Origin of the sequence: Kitasatospora sp. NPDC001540 (assembly GCF_042894345.1) — a bacterium.
GTDB lineage: Bacteria > Actinomycetota > Actinomycetes > Streptomycetales > Streptomycetaceae > Kitasatospora > Kitasatospora phosalacinea_C.
In genome coordinates, this window is the sequence record NZ_JBIAVO010000016.1 from 100,583 (window position 1) to 120,423 (window position 19,841).

General features: G+C 74.8%; 18 protein-coding genes. 7 read left to right on the plus strand and 11 right to left on the minus strand.

Going from position 1 to position 19,841, the window contains the following annotated elements:
- Nucleotides 1-25: 25 nt before the first annotated feature.
- From ACFY00_RS20235 to ACFY00_RS20245, 3 genes are all read left to right on the plus strand, one after another.
- Nucleotides 26-1,525 (plus strand): DEAD/DEAH box helicase, encoded by a 1,500-nt coding sequence (locus ACFY00_RS20235; RefSeq protein ID WP_388032873.1) that lies wholly within the window; start codon nucleotides 26-28, stop codon nucleotides 1,523-1,525.
- Between the two features lie 209 nt (nucleotides 1,526-1,734).
- Nucleotides 1,735-2,115, plus strand: coding sequence for a CBS domain-containing protein (locus tag ACFY00_RS20240; RefSeq protein ID WP_388032874.1), 381 nt, complete (start codon nucleotides 1,735-1,737; stop codon nucleotides 2,113-2,115).
- A 331-nt stretch (nucleotides 2,116-2,446) separates the two neighbouring features.
- Nucleotides 2,447-3,826, plus strand: coding sequence for a ricin-type beta-trefoil lectin domain protein (locus tag ACFY00_RS20245; protein ID WP_388032875.1), 1,380 nt, complete (start codon nucleotides 2,447-2,449; stop codon nucleotides 3,824-3,826).
- Nucleotides 3,827-3,984: 158 nt separating this feature from the next.
- On the opposite strand, the gene ACFY00_RS20250 is transcribed toward ACFY00_RS20245, so the two are convergent.
- On the minus strand, nucleotides 3,985-4,701 hold the full coding sequence (locus ACFY00_RS20250) for an alpha/beta hydrolase (protein ID WP_388032876.1): 717 nt from the start codon (nucleotides 4,699-4,701) through the stop codon (nucleotides 3,985-3,987).
- 446 nt (nucleotides 4,702-5,147) lie between these two features.
- Between ACFY00_RS20250 and ACFY00_RS20255 the strand changes: the two genes are divergently transcribed.
- Nucleotides 5,148-8,372: a glycosyl hydrolase 115 family protein gene (locus ACFY00_RS20255; RefSeq protein WP_388032877.1), complete on the plus strand. Its 3,225-nt coding sequence runs from the start codon at nucleotides 5,148-5,150 to the stop codon at nucleotides 8,370-8,372.
- A gap of 62 nt (nucleotides 8,373-8,434) precedes the next feature.
- On the opposite strand, the gene ACFY00_RS20260 is transcribed toward ACFY00_RS20255, so the two are convergent.
- The 3 genes from ACFY00_RS20260 to ACFY00_RS20270 form a co-directional block, all read right to left on the minus strand.
- The gene (locus tag ACFY00_RS20260; protein WP_388032878.1) at nucleotides 8,435-9,070 is read right to left on the minus strand and encodes a carbonic anhydrase; all 636 of its coding nucleotides are present in this window, start codon (nucleotides 9,068-9,070) and stop codon (nucleotides 8,435-8,437) included.
- 441 nt (nucleotides 9,071-9,511) lie between these two features.
- On the minus strand, nucleotides 9,512-9,793 hold the full coding sequence (locus tag ACFY00_RS20265; RefSeq protein WP_388032879.1) for a hypothetical protein: 282 nt from the start codon (nucleotides 9,791-9,793) through the stop codon (nucleotides 9,512-9,514).
- 108 nt (nucleotides 9,794-9,901) lie between these two features.
- Nucleotides 9,902-10,189, minus strand: a complete 288-nt coding sequence (locus ACFY00_RS20270) for a hypothetical protein (protein ID WP_388032880.1) — start codon at nucleotides 10,187-10,189, stop codon at nucleotides 9,902-9,904.
- A 371-nt stretch (nucleotides 10,190-10,560) separates the two neighbouring features.
- Between ACFY00_RS20270 and ACFY00_RS20275 the strand changes: the two genes are divergently transcribed.
- Nucleotides 10,561-11,427, plus strand: a complete 867-nt coding sequence (locus tag ACFY00_RS20275; protein ID WP_388032881.1) for a class I SAM-dependent methyltransferase — start codon at nucleotides 10,561-10,563, stop codon at nucleotides 11,425-11,427.
- 14 nt (nucleotides 11,428-11,441) lie between these two features.
- Nucleotides 11,442-11,609: a hypothetical protein gene (locus ACFY00_RS20280; protein WP_388032882.1), complete on the plus strand. Its 168-nt coding sequence runs from the start codon at nucleotides 11,442-11,444 to the stop codon at nucleotides 11,607-11,609.
- Nucleotides 11,610-11,633: 24 nt separating this feature from the next.
- Here ACFY00_RS20280 and ACFY00_RS20285 read toward each other — a convergent pair whose 3' ends face one another.
- The 4 genes from ACFY00_RS20285 to ACFY00_RS20300 all read right to left on the minus strand — a co-directional run bounded on the left by ACFY00_RS20285 (nucleotide 11,634) and on the right by ACFY00_RS20300 (nucleotide 16,839).
- A complete protein-coding gene (locus tag ACFY00_RS20285) occupies nucleotides 11,634-12,287 on the minus strand; it encodes a DUF1275 family protein (RefSeq protein WP_388032883.1) in 654 nt (217 codons plus the stop codon).
- 94 nt (nucleotides 12,288-12,381) lie between these two features.
- Nucleotides 12,382-12,816: a hypothetical protein gene (locus ACFY00_RS20290; RefSeq protein ID WP_388032884.1), complete on the minus strand. Its 435-nt coding sequence runs from the start codon at nucleotides 12,814-12,816 to the stop codon at nucleotides 12,382-12,384.
- Nucleotides 12,817-12,916: 100 nt separating this feature from the next.
- Nucleotides 12,917-15,232, minus strand: coding sequence for an MFS transporter (locus tag ACFY00_RS20295; protein WP_388032885.1), 2,316 nt, complete (start codon nucleotides 15,230-15,232; stop codon nucleotides 12,917-12,919).
- A 152-nt stretch (nucleotides 15,233-15,384) separates the two neighbouring features.
- Nucleotides 15,385-16,839 carry an FAD-dependent monooxygenase gene (locus tag ACFY00_RS20300; RefSeq protein WP_388032886.1) on the minus strand — a complete coding sequence of 485 codons (1,455 nt, stop codon included), beginning with the start codon at nucleotides 16,837-16,839 and terminating at the stop codon, nucleotides 15,385-15,387.
- A 163-nt stretch (nucleotides 16,840-17,002) separates the two neighbouring features.
- Here ACFY00_RS20300 and ACFY00_RS20305 point away from each other — a divergent pair, with 163 nt between their 5' ends.
- Nucleotides 17,003-17,659 carry a hypothetical protein gene (locus ACFY00_RS20305; protein ID WP_388032887.1) on the plus strand — a complete coding sequence of 219 codons (657 nt, stop codon included), beginning with the start codon at nucleotides 17,003-17,005 and terminating at the stop codon, nucleotides 17,657-17,659.
- A 61-nt stretch (nucleotides 17,660-17,720) separates the two neighbouring features.
- Here the strand turns inward: ACFY00_RS20305 and ACFY00_RS20310 are convergent, their stop codons facing one another.
- Genes ACFY00_RS20310 through ACFY00_RS20320 form a run of 3 tightly spaced genes read right to left on the minus strand, consistent with a single transcriptional unit; the run spans nucleotide 17,721 to nucleotide 19,767 of the window.
- The gene (locus ACFY00_RS20310; protein WP_388032888.1) at nucleotides 17,721-18,293 is read right to left on the minus strand and encodes a dihydrofolate reductase family protein; all 573 of its coding nucleotides are present in this window, start codon (nucleotides 18,291-18,293) and stop codon (nucleotides 17,721-17,723) included.
- Nucleotides 18,294-18,338: 45 nt separating this feature from the next.
- Nucleotides 18,339-19,088, minus strand: coding sequence for an SRPBCC domain-containing protein (locus ACFY00_RS20315; RefSeq protein ID WP_388032889.1), 750 nt, complete (start codon nucleotides 19,086-19,088; stop codon nucleotides 18,339-18,341).
- 4 nt (nucleotides 19,089-19,092) lie between these two features.
- A complete protein-coding gene (locus tag ACFY00_RS20320) occupies nucleotides 19,093-19,767 on the minus strand; it encodes a helix-turn-helix domain-containing protein (RefSeq protein WP_388032890.1) in 675 nt (224 codons plus the stop codon).
- Nucleotides 19,768-19,841: the final 74 nt, after the last annotated feature.

A 19,841-nucleotide genomic window follows, 5' to 3' on the forward strand; every position in this document is an offset into this window, starting at 1 on the left:
TGCCGCCCTGAGGAAGGCTTTCCGCATGAACCGTTCCAGTCGCCCCTCGCACCAGAGCTCCAACTCCCGCTCCGCGACGGGATCCCGCTCCGCGACAGGCACCCGTGCCGCCGCAGGTTCCCGCTCCGGCCGCCGCGTCCGTCAGGGTGCGTCCGTGCAGGGCGAGTTCGCGCTGCCGGTGAGCACCACCCCGGCGCTGCCGGCCGTCGAGTCCTTCGGCGCGCTGGACATGCCGAGGGCGCTGCTGGCGACGCTGACCCGCCAGGGCGTCACCTCGCCGTTCCCGATCCAGGCCGCGACGCTGCCGAACGCGCTGGCCGGCCGCGACGTGCTGGGACGGGGCCGCACCGGCTCCGGCAAGACGCTCGCGTTCGGTCTCGCCGTGCTGGCCCGCACCGCGGGGCGGCAGGCCGAGCCGCGGCGCCCGCTCGCCCTGGTGCTGGTGCCCACCCGCGAGCTGGCCCAGCAGGTCACCGAGGCCCTCACGCCGTACGCCCACGCGGTGCGCCTGCGGATGGCCACGGTGGTCGGCGGGGTGTCGATCGGCCGCCAGGCCCAGACGCTCGGTCGCGGCGCCGAGGTCGTGGTCGCCACGCCCGGTCGCCTGGCGGACCTGGTGCAGCGCGGCGACTGCCGACTGGACTCGGTCGCCGTCACCGTCCTCGACGAGGCCGACCAGATGTCCGACGTGGGCTTCCTCCCGCAGGTCATCCAGCTCCTCGACCAGGTCGCCGAGGGCGGCCAGACGATGCTGTTCTCCGCCACCCTGGACCGCAACGTCGACCGCCTGGTCCGCCGCTTCCTGACGGACCCGGTCACGCACTCGGTGGACCCGTCCGCGGGCGCGGTCAGCACCATGGAGCACCACGTGCTGCACGTGCAGAGCTCCGACAAGGCCGCCACGATCGCGCACATCGCCTCCCGCGAGGGCGGCGTGATCATGTTCACCGACACCAAGCACGGCGCCGACCGCCTGGTGCGGAGCCTGCTCGCCAACGGCGTGAAGGCCGCGGCCCTGCACGGCGGCAAGTCCCAGCCGCAGCGCACCCGCACCCTGGAGCAGTTCCGCACCGGCCAGGTCACCGCGCTGATCGCCACCAACGTCGCCGCCCGCGGCATCCACGTCGACGGCCTCGACCTGGTCGTCAACCTGGACCCGCCCGCCGACCACAAGGACTACCTGCACCGCGGCGGCCGCACCGCCCGGGCCGGGGAGTCCGGCACCGTCGCCACCCTGGTCCTGCCCGAGCAGCGGCGCGAGATGACCCGCATGATGGCCACCGCCGCCATCACCCCGGTCACCACCCGCGTCAGCGCCGGGGACGCGGAACTCGCCCGGATCACCGGCGCCCGCGTCCCCACCGGGATCCCCACCGTGGTCGCCGATCCCGTCGTCGAACGCCCGCGCCGCAGCGGCACCTCCACGAGCCGCAACCGGCGCCGCCGGGCCCTGCGCACCCGCACCGCCCCGACCGGCGCGGGCTCCCGCGGCACTGCCCCCGAGCGCACCGCCCTCGCCGGCTAGGACACCCCCGCAGGCCCGGGACCGCGACCAGGTCCTTCCCACCCGCCCGTCCAGGCCGCCGACGCCCGGCTCCCGCGGACCGCAGCCCCACCGTGGTCCGCGGTCCCCGAGCCGGTGTCGGCCCGCCCCGGCAGACGACGTCAGCCTGCCTCCACCCGTGCCCGGATCGCCGCCCCCACCGGGCGGCAACGACCCGAAGGACCGCGCCCGTGACCATCAGCCTCGAACGCCCCGCGACCACCACCACGGTCGGCGACCTCATGAAGCACCCGGAACTGCAGATCAGCGACGACGTCACCGCCGACACCGCGATGGACATCCTGCACAGCTCAGGTGCGGACCACGTCCTGGTCCGCACCGACGACGGCCGCTGCGCCGGGCTGCTGACCCGCCTCCACCTCGCGCCGTTCCAGGCCCGCTCCTGGTACACCGAGCGCACCCCCGTCCGTGACATCGCCCTCGACCGGGCCCCGTTCGCCACCGCCGACATGCCGGCCACCGACGCCCTCGCCGCCATGCGCGCCCGCGGACTGAACACGTGGCCGGTGGTGGACCACGACGGCCACGCGATCGGCCTCCTCGACTTCTAGGCCCTGTCGGCCTGCCCGTCCTGTCCGCCTTGCCCGGCCCGCCGGATCGTTGCGAGAAGGGTTGACTGGGCGTACGGGGTGATGCAGGCTGCCGCCGACGCCTTCAAGACGTTCCTCCCGTGCGGGGGGACGTCCTCGCGCGATTGTTAGCGCTAACATCCCCGGCGGTCACCGGCCCCCACCCCGGTCGGCCTTCGCGCACCAGGCGGCGTCCACCCGCGCGCAACACCGAGGTTCCGTCCCCGCTCGAACGGACCGTTTCAACCGGCCTGCGGAAGACCCGCAGGTCGGCGCCCTGAACTCCTGTCCACCCACAGTGAAGGAAGAGCCCATGAAACGCAGTTCCCTGTTCAGACGTGCGCTGACTCCGGTGGTGGTCGCCGTGGCGGCGATCGGCATGGCGCTGAGCACCGGCCCCGGCGCGGCCGCCGCTCCGGGCGCGGCCGCCGCGCAGGGCACCGTCACCGCCCGGCTCACCGCGCAGGTCACCGCCGCCGCGGCCAGCAGCGGCTGCGGCAAGGCTCCGCTGGCGAGCGGTGCCCGCACGCTCACCAGCAGCGGTCAGACCCGCAGCTACATCCTACGGGTCCCCGCCAGCTACGACCCGAACCGCGCCTACCGGTTGGTCTTCGGGTTCCACTGGCGGGGCGGCACCGCCAACGACGTCGACTCGGGCGGCACCGACGGGTACAACTGGTCCTACTACGGCCTTCGGCGGCTGGCGGACGCCGACAACAACGGCACGATCTTCGTCGCGCCGCAGGGCTTCGACAACGGCTGGGCCAACACCAACGGCCAGGACGTCACCTTCGTCGACGACCTGACCGCGCAGCTCGAAGCCGGCCTGTGCGTCGACACGACGCAGCTCTTCGCCGCCGGTTTCAGCTACGGCGGCGGGATGAGCTACGCGCTCGCCTGCGGCCGGGCGACGGTCTTCCGCGCGGTCGCGGTCTACGCCGGGGCGAACCTCAGCGGCTGCAACGGCGGTACGCAGCCGATCGCCTACATGGGGCTGCACGGCCTCCGCGACGACGTCCTGCCCATCTCGCTGGGCCGGGGGCTGCGCGACCAGTTCGTCCGGAACAACGGCTGCACCCCGCAGAACCCGCCCGAGCCCGCGCCCGGCAGCCTGACGCACGTCGTCACCACCTACTCCGGGTGCAGGTCCGGCTACCCGGTCGTCTGGGCCGCGTTCGACGGGGCGGGCCACGACCCCGCTCCGATCGACGGGTGCACCTGCGACGGCTGGCGCACCTGGACGTCGGGTGAAGTCTGGAAGTTCTTCAGCCAGTTCGGCTCCGGCACCTCCACCCCGCCGAGCACCGGCCAGGAGATCGTGGGCCAGGCCTCGGGCCGCTGCGTCGACGTCCCGGGCTCCGCCACGGGCAACGGCACCCAGACCCAGCTGTGGGACTGCCACGGCGGCACCAACCAGCGGTGGACCTACACGGCGGGCAGGCAGTTGGTGGTCTACGGCAACAAGTGCCTGGACGCCTCGGGCCAGGGGACCGGCAACGGCACCGCCGTGGTGATCTGGGACTGCAACGGGCAGGCCAACCAGCAGTGGAACGTCAACTCCAACGGCACCGTCACCGGAGTGCAGTCGGGCCTGTGCCTGGACGCCGCCGGCACGGGCACCGCGAACGGGACGAAGGTCCAGCTGTGGGCCTGCTCGGGCGCGGGCAACCAGCAGTGGAGCCTGCGCAACTGACCGGCCCCGACGGGAGGCTCTACGCCGCCACCCACGGCCGCGGCATCTGGTCCGTCGACCCGCGCCGCCTGGACGCCCGGGGCTGACGGAGCCCGGTTCCAGGTGGTGCGGGTGCCCGGCCCGCTCGACGAGCGGGCCGGGCACCCGCGCTGGGGGCCTCAGCGGTCGGGGCGACCGCGGGTGGCCAGGCGGTGCAGCAGGTCGACGGTCTCCTGCGCGTGGGAGGCGAAGGCCCCGTGGTCGCTGTGCCAGGCGAGCGCGCGGGTCGCGCGGGCGGCGAACCGGCGCTGCAGGTGGGGGTGCACGGCCCGGTCCTCGGTGCAGACGACGTAGGTGCTGGGGCGGTGGTGCCAGGCGGCGGCGGTCGTCGGCTGGTGGCCGGGGGCCATCGTCTGGGGGACGAGCAGGGCGGTGTGGTGGGCGCGTTCCCCCGCGTCGAGTTGGCCGTGGAAGAGCTCTCCCGCGGCCCGCGGGTCGATCGTCGTGGTCCCGGCGGGGTCACCGACCATGCTGGACGCCAGGGCGGTGGGTGGTGCACCGGCGAGCAGGCCGAGGACGGTCTCGCCGCGGTCGGGCATCATCGCGGCGAGGTACACGAGGTGGTCGACCCTGTGCGGCGGGAGGCCGGTGATGACGGCGCCGCCGTAGGAGTGGCCGCACGCGACGACCGGGCCGCCGCCGTCGAGTCGGTCCAGGGCGGCCTCGGCCGCGGCCGTGTCGGCCGCCAGCGACCCGCGGTGCAGCTCGGCGACGGCCACGGCGACCCCGCGCGCCCGCAGCCCGGCCGCGACGTCGTCCCAGGCGCGGCCGGTGTGCCAGGCGCCGTGCACCAGCAGCACCCCTCGGGGCGGGGCGGAGGGTGAGGAGAGGGTCACGAGGGGCTCCCGGAGGTCGAGGCGGCGCGCCGACCGCGCAACCGCTCGACACAGGAGCCGCCGGACCGGGAAAAGGATTCAGCCCCGCCGGGAGGCCAGGGCGACGAGGTCGGCGAGGTCGGCGAGGTCATCGCCCGTCTTCGTGGTGCGGGTGGTCGAAGGGGGTGGGGCAGCCGTAGACCTGCATGTCGTAGCCCCGGTCGATCTCCACAGCGGTTGAGGACGACGCACCTGGCCCCACGTCCCCTGAAGCGGGATCAACTCCCTTGCACCCCAAGCCAACTGGCCACCGCGCGGCGCCGTGCCGGGCTCCGGCGGGTGCGACCCTCCCGCAGATTCCCGGTGCAAGGGGGTTGACCCCCGGTCGGATCGTACTCAAAGGTGGCTCCGAAATATAAAGGCAACGTTTCGAAATTTTCGAGACCTCGGCCGTCGGGAGAGCCGCCATGAACCGACCAGCACCGCAGTTCACCACCGGGCGCCGGGCCGCCCTCGGCCTGGGCCTGGGGCTCGGCCTCGCCGCCACCCCGCTCGGCGGGGCCCTCGGCCTGAGCACCGAGGCCTGGGCCGCCGCCGCCTCCTCCGGCAGCAACGACAGCAACGGCGGCAACGCCGACGGCAGCGGCGGCCTGCGGACCACCGACCCGGGCGGCTGGATCTCCTTCACCCCGCGCCCGGGCAGCCTCCCGCTGGTCGAGGACGGCCGCGCCGCCCCGCTCGTGGTCAGCGGCGCGGACCACCCCGGGGTGGTGCGCGTGGTCGGCGACCTGGCGGCCGACCTGGAGCGCGTCACCGGCGTGCGCCCCGCGGTGGTGCGCGACGGCGTCCCGTCCGGCCGCACCGCGGTGATCGTCGGCACGATCGGCCGCAGCCCGCTGATCGACCGGCTGGTGGCCGCCGGACGGCTCGACGTGAGCGGCGTCGCCGGTCGCTGGGAGACCTCGCTGCAGGCGGTCGTCGAGCACCCGCTGCCGGGGGTCGACCGCGCCCTGGTGATCGCGGGCAGCGACCAGCGCGGCACGATCTACGGCGCGTACGACGCCTCCCGCGGCATGGGCGTCTCGCCCTGGTACTGGTGGGACGACGTCCCCCCGCAGCACCGCGACGCGGTGTACGCGCTGCCGGGCCGGCACAGCCAGGGCACGCCCGCGGTGAAGTACCGGGGCGTGTTCATCAACGACGAGAACCCGGCGCTCGGCACCTGGGCGCCCGCGTTCTTCGGCCCCGGCAAGGCGCCCGGATTCCCCGGCGGCTTCAACGCCGACTTCTACGCCAAGGTCTTCGAGGTGATGCTGCGGCTGCGCGCCAACTACCTGTGGCCCGCCGTCTGGGGCCGCGCCTTCGCCGAGGACGACCCGCTCAACCACGCCACCGCCACCGCGTACGGCATCGTCATGGGCACCTCGCACGAGGCCCCGATGCTGCGCGGCATCGAGGAGTGGAACCGGCACGCCACGCCCGCCGTCCGCGACGCCGCGGGCAACGTCACCACCCCCGGGCACGACCCGTACGGCGGCACCGGCGAGTGGTCGTTCCGCCGCAACGCCGAGGCGGTGAAGGCCTATTGGCGGGACGGCGTGCGGCGGATGGTCGAGCAGGGGATCGAGGGCGTGGTCACCCTCGGGATGCGCGGCAACGGCGACGTCGGGCTGCCCGACGGCGACGGGATCGAGCTGATGACGGAGATCATCGCCGCCCAGCGGAGCATCCTCGCCGAGGTCACCGGCCGCGACCCGGCCACCATCCCGCAGGTCTGGACGCTCTACAAGGAGGTCCAGCGCTACTGGGACCGCGGCCTGCGGGTGCCGGACGACGTCACGGTGGTGCTCACCGACGACAACTGGGGCAACGTCCGCAAGCTGCCCGACCCGGCCGAGGGCGCCCGCAGCGGCGGGTACGGCCTCTACTACCACTTCGACTACGTCGGCGTGGGCCGCAACTACAAGTGGGTCGACACCACCTGCCTGCCCAACCTGTGGGAGCAGCTCCACCAGTCGTACGCCTACGGCAACCGCACGCTCTGGGTCGCCAACGTCGGCGACCTGAAGGGCAACGAACTGCCCACCCAGTTCTTCCTCGACTACGCCTGGCAGCCCGGGAGTTGGCCGCTGGAGCGGCTCACCGACTGGGAGGCCGAGTACGCCCGGCAGAACTTCGGCCCGGCCCAGGCCCGACAGATCGCCGAACTCCTCTCCAGCTACGGCCAGTTGCAGTCGATCCGCAAGCCCGAACTGCTCAACCGCAGCATCACCGTCGACCCGGCGAAGGACCCGGCCACCGACCCGTCCGCCATCCACTACGACGACCGGGCCACCCCCTTCTCCCTCACCGACTACCGGGAGTTGGAGACGGTCACCGCCCGCTGGCAGGAGCTGGCCGCGGACGCCGAACGGATCGGCCGCCGCCTGCCCGCCGCCGTCCAGGACGCCTGGTACGAACTCGTCGGCTACGAGGTCGCCGCCACCGCCAACCTGTACGCGCTGCGCGCCGCGCAGTTCACCAACCTGCACTACGCGGCGCAGGGCCGGGCCCTGACCAACGACCTCGCCACCGCGGCCGAGGCCCGGCTGGCCGACGACTTCGCGCTCGCCGAACGCTTCAACACCCGCGTCGCGGGCGGCAAGTGGAACGGCTTCCAGACCCAGCCGCACATCGACTACGGCGACGTCGACCGCTACGGCCCCAACGCGCCCTGGCAGCAGCCGGAACGCGACAACGTCGCCATCCCCGACGTGCTGTTCCCCGCCGTCGCCCGGATCGAGCTGCCCGACACCGCCGAGCTGGGGGTCGCCGTCGACGGCTCCGACGCCTGGTGGCCGCACGAGCAGTCCCCGGCCGTGCTACCGGAGTTCAGCCCCTACCAGAGCCAACCCGCCCAGTACGTCGAGGTGTTCAACCGCGGCAGGCGGCCCTTCGACTACCGGGTCACCACCGGGGCGCCCTGGCTCACCGCCGACCGGCCCGCCGGGCGGATCGACAAGCAGCAGCGGGTGGTCCTCACCGTCGACTGGGCCCGCGCCCCGTACGGCACCACCGAGGTGCCCGTCACCGTCACCGGGCCGGACGGCGCGAGCGTCGTCGTCAAGGCCGTGGTGAACCGTCCGAAACTTTCGAAGAGCATCCGGGTCGGGCACGTCGAGGCCAACGGCTACGTCGCGATCGACGCCGAGCACCACACCCGGGCCGTCGCCGCGGGTGGCGTCTCCTGGCAGACCGTCCCCGGCATCGGCCGCACCACCGCGGGCGTCACCCCGGTGCCCGTCACCGCGCCCCGCCAGGTGCCCGGCGGGTCCGGGCCGCGCCTGGAGTACCAGGTGACCCTGTTCACCACCGGCCCGGTCACCGTCTGGGCCTACCTCTCCCCGCGCAACGACGCCTTCGCCACCGGCGGCCCGGCCTACGCGGTCTCCTTCGACGACCAGCCCCCGCAGACCGTCCGGACGACGGTCCAGAGCGGCGCCGACTCCGGCACCATGAACGTCCAGTGGGCCTACGGCACCTCCGACAACGTCCGCCGCAGCGCCACCGTGCACACCCTCACCGCCCCCGGCCCGCACCGCCTCACCTTCTGGATGGTCGACCCCACCGTCGTCCTCCAGCGCCTGGTGATCGACACCGGCGGCCTGCGCCCGAGCCTGCTCGGCCCGCCGGAGAGCCACCGCCTCGGCTGACGCGGCGCGGCCCCGCCCCGACGGCGATCGGGGCGGGGCCGCGGGCGTGGACGGCGGCGGGGTCAGGCGGCCGCGGGGAGGTCGAGGCCGCGGGTGGTGACCAGGTGGGCGGTGCCGTCGACGAGGCGGTAGGAGAGGCCCACCACGGCGGTGGTGCCCGCGGCGACCGCGGCGGCGATGGTGTGGGAGCGGTCGAGCAGCAGGGCGACGGTGTGCCGTATGTGCTCGTCGATGAAGTCGGAGTTCTCGGTGTAACCGGCCGCGTTGGCGGCCAGCACGCTCGGGGTGACCCGCTCGATCACGTCGCGGACGAAGCCCTCGCCGCTGGCGCCGGCCGCCACCGCCTCCCGGGTCGCGCCGACCGCGCCGCAGGAGTCGTGGCCCAGGACGATCACCAGCGGGGTGCCGAGCACGCTCACGCCGTACTCGATGCTGCCGAGCACCTCGGGGCCGAGCACGTGACCGGCGGTGCGGACCACGAACAGGTCGCCGAGGCCCCGGTCGAAGATGATCTCGGCGGCGAGCCGGGAGTCGGAGCAGCCGAACAGCACGGCGAACGGGGTCTGGGAGGGGGCGGTCTGGGCGCGGCGGGCGGCGTCCTGGTTCGGGTGCTGCGGCGTACCGGCGACGAACCTGCCGTTGCCCGCCAACAGCATGTCGAAGGCGGCCTGGGGAGTGAGGTGTGCGGCGTCAGTCATGCTCGCAGATTACGTGCCCCGGCCGCCGCCGGTCGCGCCCGGGCCACCCCCTGGACCTTCCCGCACCGGCAGCAAGTCATGATCAAACGGGTGATAGTGGCCGAAATCGTCCGGATATCGGTGTATAGACGTCGATAATCGCATCGATTTCGGTCGGTTGGTACGAATACCACCGGCCCGGGTCGTCCCCGTCGCGGGCGCCGCCGCCGACCTGCTGGCGCCGTTGCGCCCCGGCGGCTGGGCGCCGCTCACCTCGGGCAGCAGCGCCCCGACGCACCGCAGGTCCGCCCTGGCCGGGCTGCGGCTGCCGCTGCCGCGGCGGCCGGGTGTCGGTGATCGGCCTGACGCTCCCCATCCGCCCGCGGCGCACTACGCCCTCGCCGCGGGCGGGCGGGTGCGGCAGGGCTGTGGCCGGGCGGGGCCACCGGTGGGCGGCGCGGATCAGTAGCAGCGGTAGTCGGTGGAGCCCTGGTAGCTCTTGCCGGACCAGTTGATCCAGTAGATGAGGTAGTGGCCGTAGCGCTGGCCGTTGCCGGCGGTGAAGGTGTAGCTCAGGACCTGCTGGAACTGACCGTCCCCGTAACCGTTGTCGTACTCACCGGGGCAGCCCTTGCCGGTCAGGTCGGTGTAGGGGGCCGCGGAGGCGGTCCCGGCCGCGCCGAGGGCGAGGGCGCTGGCGAGGGTGGCGACGGCGAGGACCTTGGTGGTGCGCCGGAAGGGCATGCAGTCTCCTCGGGATGGTTGTCGTGAGGGGGTTCCTCCGGCGCGAACGACGGTGCCCGACCGTGGAGTCGCCTCCTCCGGCCGGGCGCCCGCACCGCCCGTGGACGGTCAGTAGCAGCGGTACTCGCGCGTCGGCAGGGTGGACTTCACGCCGGCCGAGTTGTGGAAGACCACGCTGTAGTCGCCGTACTGGAGCCCGTTGGCGGCGACGAACTTCTTGATCAGGGTCTGGGTGTACGTGCCGCCGTCGGCGAGGTTGCTGTAGGAGGACGGGCAGCCCTTGCCGGTGAGGCTGGTCGGACCGCTCGCCGCCAGCGCGGTGCCGGTCAGGGTCAGTGCGAGGACGCTGCCGACGGCGAGGGTGGAGGCGGCCTTGGCGGCGGTGCGCAGACGCATGGGAACTCCTTCGGTCGAACCGTGGGGGGGAGCCGGTGGCGGAGGGGTCCGGATCGGACGTGATCGCTCCGTCCCCGGCCCGAGTGATCCTCCGTCCCCGGACCGAACGCCGTCAATGGTCTAGGCCAATCGCGGGCAATCATGGCCGGATCCCAGCCGCCCGACCGCCCCCGGAGCGGCTCCGATGACGCCCCGTCACGGCCGGATGGCCTGATCCGTGCGCCCGTCGGCAGTCAAATCGGACGCAACATCAGAAAGCGTGAACGGCAGGCGGCTTGATGGAATTGCCGGGCGCACCGGGCAGCTGCCGTGCCAGGATCGGGCACGACCGGGTTCGAGCGGCCCCGGCGGAACGCACGGCGGAGGCGCGGGTGGCCGAGGGCTGGCAGTGGGACGAGACGCTGTTCGAGGGAGCGGCCCCGCACTACGCCCGCGGCCGCCTCCCGTACGCACCCGGGCTGGCCGAGGCGCTCGCCCGGGCGCTGCGGCTCGACGGCACCGGGCGGCTGCTCGACGTCGGCTGCGGGCCCGGGACGCTCGCGCTGGAGCTCGCCGACCGGTTCGCCGAGACCGTCGGCGTCGACGCGGACGCCGGGATGGTCGAGGAGGCCGCCCGCGCCGCCGCCCGCGCCGGCCTCGCCGGGCGGACCCGCTGGGTGCACGCCCGCGCCGAGCAACTCCCGCTCGGCCTCGGCACGTTCGACGTCGTCGCGTTCGCCCAGTCCTTCCACTGGATGGACCGCGACCTGGTCGCCACCACCGTCCGCGCCATGCTGCGCCCCGGCGGCACGCTGGTGCACCTGTCCGACCGGAAGGACGAGCCCCGCCCCACGGGCCCGCTCCCGCACCCGCCGGTGCCGCAGGCCGGGATCGACGCCCTGGTCCGTCGCCACCTCGGCCCGGTCCGCCGGGCCGGGCGCGGCGTCCTGCCGCACGGCACCCCCGGCGGCGAGTCGCTGGTCTACGCCCGGGCCGGGCTGCTCGGCCCGGAGAAGCTGGTCGTCCCCGGCGGCCAACCGCTGGAGCGCGGCACGGACGAGGTGGTGGCCGGAGTGCTGTCGATGTCCTCCTCCGCGCCGCACCTGTTCGGCACCGGCCTGCCCGCCTTCGAGGCCGAACTGCGCGCCCTGCTGCACGAGGCCTCGCCCACCGGCCGGTTCTCGGCCCGGCAGCCCGGCAGCGAAGCCTTCCTGTGGCGCCGCCCGGACGACAGCCGCCCCGGCGGGCCGCAGCGGTGACACGCCGCCGCCACGTGAGAACCGTCCGAAGACTGGCGTCGGTCATTGCGCCGGCCCGCCTGACGGCCAAGCTCCGCACCCCGCTCACCATCGCCCTCGCGCTGCTGCTCGGCCTGCTCGCCGCGGTCCTGGCCCTCGCGGGCGCGGTCCTCGCCACCGCCCGGAGCCGTCGCCGCCACTGAGGCCCGGCGGCCCCCGGCCCCCGCTCAGTCGCGGTGGAGCGCCGCGGTCGCGCCCGTGAGCGCGGCCGCGGCGACCAGCGCCCAGCCGGTCTGCCGGTGCAGCACCAGCACCGCGCCGGGCACCACCCCGGCCAGCATGGCGAGGGCGGCCAGCACGCGGCGCCGCCGACGGGGCGAGCGGGGCTCGGCGGCGAGGCCGGTGAGCGTCATGGTCAGGACGGTGGTGGTCAGGTCCGGCACGCCGAGGCTGCGGACCGTCGCGCTGCGCAGGCCCATCGCCAGGGCCAGCAGCCCGATCACCCCGTACTGGAGGGCCCCGTCGGCGCCGACCGCGCCGGTGCCGACCGCGAACACCACGGCCGCCGCCGCGAGGTGCAGCCCGCCCTCCGCGACCAGCGCGGGCCGCAGCCGACCGGCGGTCAGCCGCCCGGCGAGGGCCGCACCGAGCAGGAACGCCGCCAGCGCGGTGGTCGACCCGAGGACGGAGAAGCCGGGCGCACCGGCCAGGCCGAAGCCGATGACGACGACGTTGCCGGTCATGTTGGCGGCGAAGACGCGCCCGAGCCCGAGGTAGCTGACGGCGTCGATCAGCCCGCTCACCACGGTCAGCCCGAACAGGGCGAGCGCCAGCGGGTCACCGTCCCCGGTCTCCGCCCCGACGGCCTTCGGCGTGCTCACGGTGCTCCTCCCGGACGGCTGCTGACGGCCCCTCAGCAGTGTGCCGGACCCGCCGCGGTGGCGGCGGGTCCGGCGGGGCCGGGCGGGTCCGGTGTCAGCAGTGCGGTGCCGGTGCGGCTGGGAGCCCGATGGCGTGCCGGGCCTGGGCGAGGGCGCTGTCCCAGTCGCCGGTGAAGCGGACGGCCCGGTCGTCGATGTAGACGGCGGCGCCGAGCTTCTTGTTGGTCACCAGCAGGCAGTCGCCCTGCCAGTAGGCGCGCTCGGGATCCTCGTCGACGAGCGCCTCCAGGCCGGAGTGCTCGCGCAGCCAGCCCGCCACCGCGGGGTGGAAGCGGCGCGGGCGGGCGGTCATGATGAACACCGAACGGACCCGCTTCAGCGCGTGCAGCGACTCGATCGCCCCCGGGACGGGCTTGCCGTAGATCCGGCCGTCCTGCCAGCCCTCGTCGTGGGCGACCAGGGTCTGGTCGAAGTCGATGCCGACGGCGTGCGAGGCGGGCGAGGCGGGGTCGAGCGGTACGACGGTCATGGAACGGTTCCCTTCGGGTGCGGCGGCCGGGTTCCGGCCGGCTCGCACGAGGGGAGTCGCCCGGGCCGCAGCGCTTACCCGCTTTCGCCGCACTCCGTGATCAATGCACTCCATGGGGTGACGGGCCGGACCGCTCCGGGGTGAGCGCGATCAGCGCGATGTCGTCGGTCAGGTGGTGGCTCCAGTCGCGCACGTCCCGCTCCAGGAAGGCCAGCACCTCCGCCGGGGAACCCGGACCGGCCGGGCCGAACGCCGCCGACAGCCGCTCCGCCGCCGGGTAGAACTCGCGCGAGGCGTTGCGGGCCTCGGTCAGCCCGTCCGTGTGCAGCAGCAGCACCTCCCCGGCGGGCAGCGGCACCCGCCGCGGCACCGGCACGTCCGCGCCCAGCGCGCCGAAGCCCAGCGGCAGCAGCGCCGGGGCCGCCGCCTCGCGCACCCCCGCGGGGGCCGGGCCCAGCGCCAGCGGCTCCAGGTGGCCGCAGTTCACCACCTCGACGTACCCGTCCGGCACCCGGTGCTGCAGCAGCAGCGCCGTCGCGAACAGCTCCTCGTCGCCGCGGGCCGCCGCGCTGCGAGCCGTGTGCCGGTCCAGCCGGGCCGCCAGCTCGCCCAGGTCGTCCGTCTCGTGCGCCTGCGAGCGGAAGCACCCCAGCAGGTCGGTCACCGTCTGCACCGCCTGCAGGCCCTTGCCCCGGACGTCCCCGATCAGCACCCGCGTCCCGTGCGGGGTCTGCACCGCCTCCAGGAAGTCCCCGCCGATGCCCGTCCCCGCCGTGGCCGCCTGGTAGCGGGACGCCAACCGCAGGCCGCCCAGGCGCTCCGGGATCGGGTGCAGCACCGCCTCCTGCAGCGCCGCCGCACTGGCCCGGCTCGCCGCCAGCCGCTCGCTCTGCTGCCGCCGCCCCCACACCGCGAGCCCCGTCACCACCCCCACCGCCAGCGCCGAACCCTGCGCCAGCGGACGCTGCGCCAGCTCCGCACCGGCCAGCACCCGCACCAGCAGCCACTCGCCCGCCGCCGCCCCCACCACGCCCAGCACCACCACCGGAAGCCCCGCGATCAGCGCGCCCACCGCCACCACCGCGGCCGCCACCCACAGCACGTTCTCCGCCTGCCGCCCGCTCGCCCCCAGGCTCACCGCCGACGTGGCCGGCAGCGCCTGCGCCGCCGCCGTCCCCAGCAGCACCGACACCGGGTGGAACGCCGCCGCCGTCCCCAGCCGGCCGCGCGGCAGCGCCGACAGGAACCACGCCATCTGCGGCACCTGCGCCATCATCACGCCCAGCCCCGTCAGCACCGCCGCCACCGTGCCCAGCAGCATCCCGGTCGCCGTGCCCGTCGGCAGCACGTGGCACAGCGCCAGCCCGATCACCGCCAGCGGCAGGCCCAGCGAGCAGCCCGTCACCGGCGAGATCCGCCGCTCCCGCACCAGCAGGCAGCCCGCCACCCCGCCCACCCCGTACGCCGAGACCATCAGCGCCGTCGCCGCCACCCCGATCCCGGACGCCGCGGTCAGCACCGGCAGCGCCAGCAGCAGCGCGATCTGGGTGAACCCCACCGCCACGCCCGTCGCCAGCGCCATCGAGGCGATCCGCCGCGGCATCGTGATCCGGTGCCGCCGCCAGCGCCGACCCGCCACCGCGGCCGCCACCGGCAGCAGTGCCAGCAGCGCCACCGTCCGCGGATCCGCCCAGCCCCACACCGAGCCGACCTGCAGCGCCGCCACCGCCGCGGCCAGTGCCACCGCCAGCGCGCCCAGGAACAGCCGGTCCAGCGGCACCGGCGGATCGCCCGCCTCCGGCAGCCGCCGCACCGCCACCAGCAGCAGCCCCACCGCGACCACCGCCCCCAGGCCCGCGCTCACCCGCAGGCCCGGCATCGACGGGGCCCGCGGGATCAGGTTCGCCGCCGCGAAGAACGCCGCCGACATCACCGCCAGCCACCCGCCCAGCGCCTGCGGCATCCGGCCCGGAGGGTTCAGCGCCGCCACCGAGGCCAGGCAGCCCGCGAACACCGCCGACACCCCGACGATCACCACCGTCCGCCCCAGCAGGTACGACCAGCCCGAGAACGCCGCCGTCTCGACCACCAGACCCGCCGCCAGCACCCCCAGCGACCAGGCCAGCACCCGGCGCCGCCCCCACACGTCCCCCGCCCGGCCCGCGGCGAACAGCGACAGCACCATCAGCGCGCCGCCGCCCACCTTCATCGCCACCACCTGCTGCGGGCCCAGCCCGAACCGCACCCGCACCGCCGGGAGCGCCGCGCCCTGCAGCACCGGCGACACCACGTAGAACACCGCGGCCGCCGCCAGCAGCACCCCCACCGCGCGCCCGCCCCCCATCCGCCCCAGCGCGGACGGGGCGCTCACGGGCACGGGCGCGGGGGACGGGGAGGCCGTGGGGTTCGCGGCCATCGGGAACCTCGATCTGCTCGGCGGGCGGAAGGACCACCCCACTGTGCCAGGTCGGACCGGGCAAACCCGAACAAAAGGGGCGCAAGTCCCCGGTGCGGGGCGCCCGGGTGAACAGCGCCGACCGGTGCCCACCCCGCCGGACGTCCAGCCGCCTACCCCGCCGGACGCCCCGTCGGACCGAACCAGCGCGCCAGCGCCTCCGCCAGCCCCTTCCCGACCCCCGGCTCCTCGCCCACCCACGCCACGTGCCCGTCCGGACGCAGCAGCACCGCCGCGGCGTCCAGCTCCGGGCAGCCGTCCACCAGCACGTCCACCCGGCCCTCCCAGCCCGCCGCGGACAGCAGCCCCGAGCGGTCCAGCAGCAGGCCCCGCCCCGCGTGCGTCCGTCCGTACAGCCGCCCCGGCGCCGGGCCGTCGACCAGCTGCACGCTCCGCAGGCGGCGGCCCAGCAGGGCCGGGCCCGGGCCGAAGTCGTAGCGGACGTCCACCCCCGAGATCACGCCCGTGACGTACCGGTTGACGTCCGGGAAGTCCATCAGCCGGGTGAACACCCCGCGCAGCGCCACCGCGCCCGGCGAGGTGCCCAGCAGCGTCATCTGCGCCCGGGTGTGCGCGATCACCGCCGCACCCACCGGGTGCCGCTCCGCGTGGTACGTGTCCAGCAGGCCCGGCGGGGCCCAGCCCGCCACCTCGGCGGCCAGCTTCCAGCCCAGGTTGAACGCGTCCTGCACGCCCAGGTTCAGGCCCTGGCCGCCCGTCGGCGGATGGACGTGCGCCGCGTCGCCCGCCAGCAGCACCCGGCCCGTCCGGTACCGCTCCGCCTGGCGCGTCGCGTCCCCGAACCGGGACAGCCAGCGCGGCGAGTGCACCCCGAAGTCGGTGCCCGCCACCGCGCGCAGCCGGGACCGGAACTCCTCCAGCGTCGGCGCCGCGCGGTCCTCCGACACGCCCTCCGCCGGAACGATCACCCGGTACACCCCGCCGCCCTCGTGGTGCAGCCCGAACCGCAGCTCCGTGCGCCGGACCTCCGCCACCACCTCGGCGATCCGCACCGGATCCTCCGTCGCCTCCATCTGCCCCAGCAGCGTCTGCACCGTCGCCGGCTCGCCCGGGAACGCCACGCCCGCCAACCGGCGCACCGTGCTGCGCCCGCCGTCGCACCCCACCAGCCAGCGCGCCCGCAGCCGCGAACCGTCCGCCAGCTCCGCCACCACCTCCTGCTCGTCCTGGGCCAGGCCGACCACCTCGCAGCCGCGCCGCAGTTGCGCGCCCAACTCCTCGGCCCGCTCCCACAGCAACCGCTCCGTCACCGGCTGCGGCGTCGCCAACCCGTACGGATGCGCCGTGTCCATCCCCTCCGGCCACTCCCGCGCCTCGCCCGCGAACAGCCCGCCGACCCGGAACTCCTTGCTCACCGCCCGGAACCGCTCCAACAGCCCGCGCTGGTCCATCACCTCCACACTGCGCGCGTGCAACCCCTGCCCCCGGGACTCCCCGGTCGGCGCCGTCAACCGCTCGAGGACCACCACCTCCACCCCGTGCAGCCGCAGCTCGCACGCCAGCATCAACCCGGTCGGCCCGCCGCCGACCACCAGTACGTCGATCATCAACCCTCCGAAATCGCCCGACAAGTGATTTTCCGTCAGCTCACGGTCGAATCGCACACAATGCGCCCGTTCACGCCTCCGACCGGACATTCTGGGGCGCCGACCGGCCCTTGCGGCAAGGCCCCCGGGGCGCGATACCTTGGGAGTGGCGGGAGGAGCGGGAGTGGCGGGAGCGGTGGAGGGGGACGCGGTGGCGGCGTACGAGGCGGACGAGTACCTGCAGTGGCACCGGTCGCCCGTCCCGGAGGAGGACCGCCTCCAGTGGGACGCCGCACCGATGGAACGGGTCGGCCCGCTGCGCTTCGGCGCCGACCGGGCCGCGGCGGTGGCGGCGATGGCCGAGCAGGGCTACGAGGCCCGGGACGGCGGCGCGAGGTACGCCGAACCCGTCGAGACCAGGGTCGACTTCCGGCGCCCCGGCGTCCGCCCCGCGTCCCTGACCGGCGCCGCGGCCGACGTCCCGGTCGACGTCCCGGTCGAGGTGACGGCCTGGTTCGTCGAGGGCCTCGGCCTGACCTGCGTCGCCGTGGACGCCCTGGCCGGACCGCAGGTGACCCTGGAGGGCATCCGGCTGATCGGCCGACCGCCCTCGGAACTCGCCCTGGAGACCGCCGCCCACCTGCTCGCCCGGGACGGCCTCGTCCAGTACACCCCCGAGGGCGAGGTCAGCGACCGGGACTGGGGCATGCTGCCCCACCCCCAGCGGGCCGGCGACCGGCTGCTCACCGGCGCCGTGTTCGGCCGCCCGCACGCCCGGGCGGGGACCATGTACGACTGCGTCCCGTTCCACGCGCTGAGGCGCGGCTTCGGCTTCTGGTAGCGGTGCGGCGCCGGGGCGCCGCCGACGGGGTGGGACGCCCCCGGCGGCGGCGGTCCCGGTCTCAGCGGACCACGTCGAAGACGTTCTTCTGCACGCCGTTGGAGTACGCCTCGAACTCGACCAGTTCGAGCTTCTGCGCGTCCTTGTCGGTGTCGCTGAACAGGCGCTTGCCCGCGCCCAGCAGCAGCGGGAAGACCAGCAGGTGGTAACGGTCGACCAGGCCCGCGTCCGACAGCGCGTGGTTCAGCCGCGCGCTGCCGTGCACGATGATCGGACCGCCCTCGGTCTCCTTCAGCGCGGCCACCTCGTCCACCGAGCGCAGGATCGTGGTCGGCCCCCAGTCGGAGACCAGGTCGTCCTCGCCGAAGGTGGTCGACACCACGTACTTCGGCAGGTCCTTGTACCGGGCGAACTCCACCATCCCCGGCCACACCGGGCTGAACGCCTGGTAGCTGACCCGGCCCAGCAGCATCGCGGCGGCCTCCTCCTGCTCGCGGCCCTTGATCTCGAACGCCTCCGGGACGAACGCGACGTCCTTGAACGTCCAGCCGGAGTTGCGGTAGCCCGGCTCGCCGCCGGGGGCCTCCATCACGCCGTCCAGGGAGACGAAGGCGGAGCTGATCAACGTGCGCATTGTTCGTACCTCGTTCTGGGAGAAGGGGGTGGATGACGGCCCGGGTCAGGAGACGGAAGCGACCAGCGTGGACAGCCAGTGCTGCCAGGCGGGTTCGGGCGCGGCGGGGGGCTGTTCGGTGAACAGGTGGTGGAACAGGAGCACCACGCCCGCCGGGTGCAGGAAGGAGTACAGGCCGTCGGCGGTGCGGACGGCGAAACGATCTTCGTCCGACCATACCAACTCACCGTCCAGCGGGGGAAGTCCGGCCAGGTCGGCGCGCACCCGGGTGCCGACCGGCGGGTCGGACGGGAGGGCGAGGGCGGCGGTCAGCGCGGCCCGGACCCGGTCGGCGGGGAGGCCGGCGGTCGGCTGCACGGCGAACACCGGGACGCCGGTGCGGCCCGCGAAGTGCGTCAGGTACTCGCGCAGCGTGTGCAGGTGGAACGGCCAGCCGCGGCGCAGCGCGTCGTACTCGTCCGCCCAGTCGTCGCCCAGCATGCCGCTGTGCACCACCCGCAGCACGGTGCTGCCGCCGTCGCGGCCCTCGATCAGGTACTCGAAGGCCATGAACCGGCCGTCCCCGCCCGGCTCGGTGCGGGTCGCGAAGCGCTTGCCCGGCTCGTAGGCGGTGACGGTGGAGGTATCCCGGTGGCCGCCGGTCTCCATCGAGGCCGCCCCGCCGACCTGCGGGTCGACCTCGTTGCGGCCCATGAACCAGGAGTCGATGCCCGGGCCGGTGGCGATCGCCTCCCAGACCTGCTCCGGATCGGCCGGCAGGGCCAGCTCGAATTCCAGCTCGAAGGGGTGCGGCATGGCGTCAGTTCTCCTGTGCGGCGGGGGAGTCGGGGGAGTCGGGGGAGTCGGGGGAGTCGGTGGATTCGGTGGATTCGGTGGATTCGGTGGAGGGGGGCGGGGCGGTGGGGATCTGGTGCAGGCCGACGACCAGCCGGTGCTCGCGGCCCTGCGGGGCGGACTCGTCGTGGTAGCGGCTGACCAGGGCGGCGACCGACTGCGAGAGCTCCTCGGCGAACGCCGCCCGGTCGGCCGCCGAGGCGAAGCGCACCCGGGCGTCGATCCCGAACGAGGCCACCCGCTGCCGGGCCCGGGCCGCGCCGGTGAGCAGCGACCCGACCTCCTGCACCAGCCGGGCGCCGAGCGCCAGCAGCCAGCGCGCCGAGAGCTGGTCCGGCGAACGGGACGGGTCCGGGCTGACCGCGGCGAGCGCGGCGGGCGAGATCACGTACGAGGCCGCCGTCGCCCGGTACACCCGCTCCGTCATGTTCCCCTTCCGGCGCTCCTCGGCCAGCTCGACCAGGCCGTGCCGCTCCAGCTCCTTCAGGTGGTAGTTGACCTTCTGGCGGGGCAACCCCAGTCGGGCGGCCAGCGCGGCGGCCGAGCCGGGCTCGGCGAGGGCGGCGAGGAGGCGGGCCCGCATGGGGTCCAACGAGGCCTCGGCGGCGGCGGGTTCTTCGATCACGGCAACGTCCAGCACCCCTCCAGGATGGCGCCGACAAGTTTTCCTGTCAAGGAGGAAAGATTTGTCGGCGCGGCACCGGAGGGGCGCTG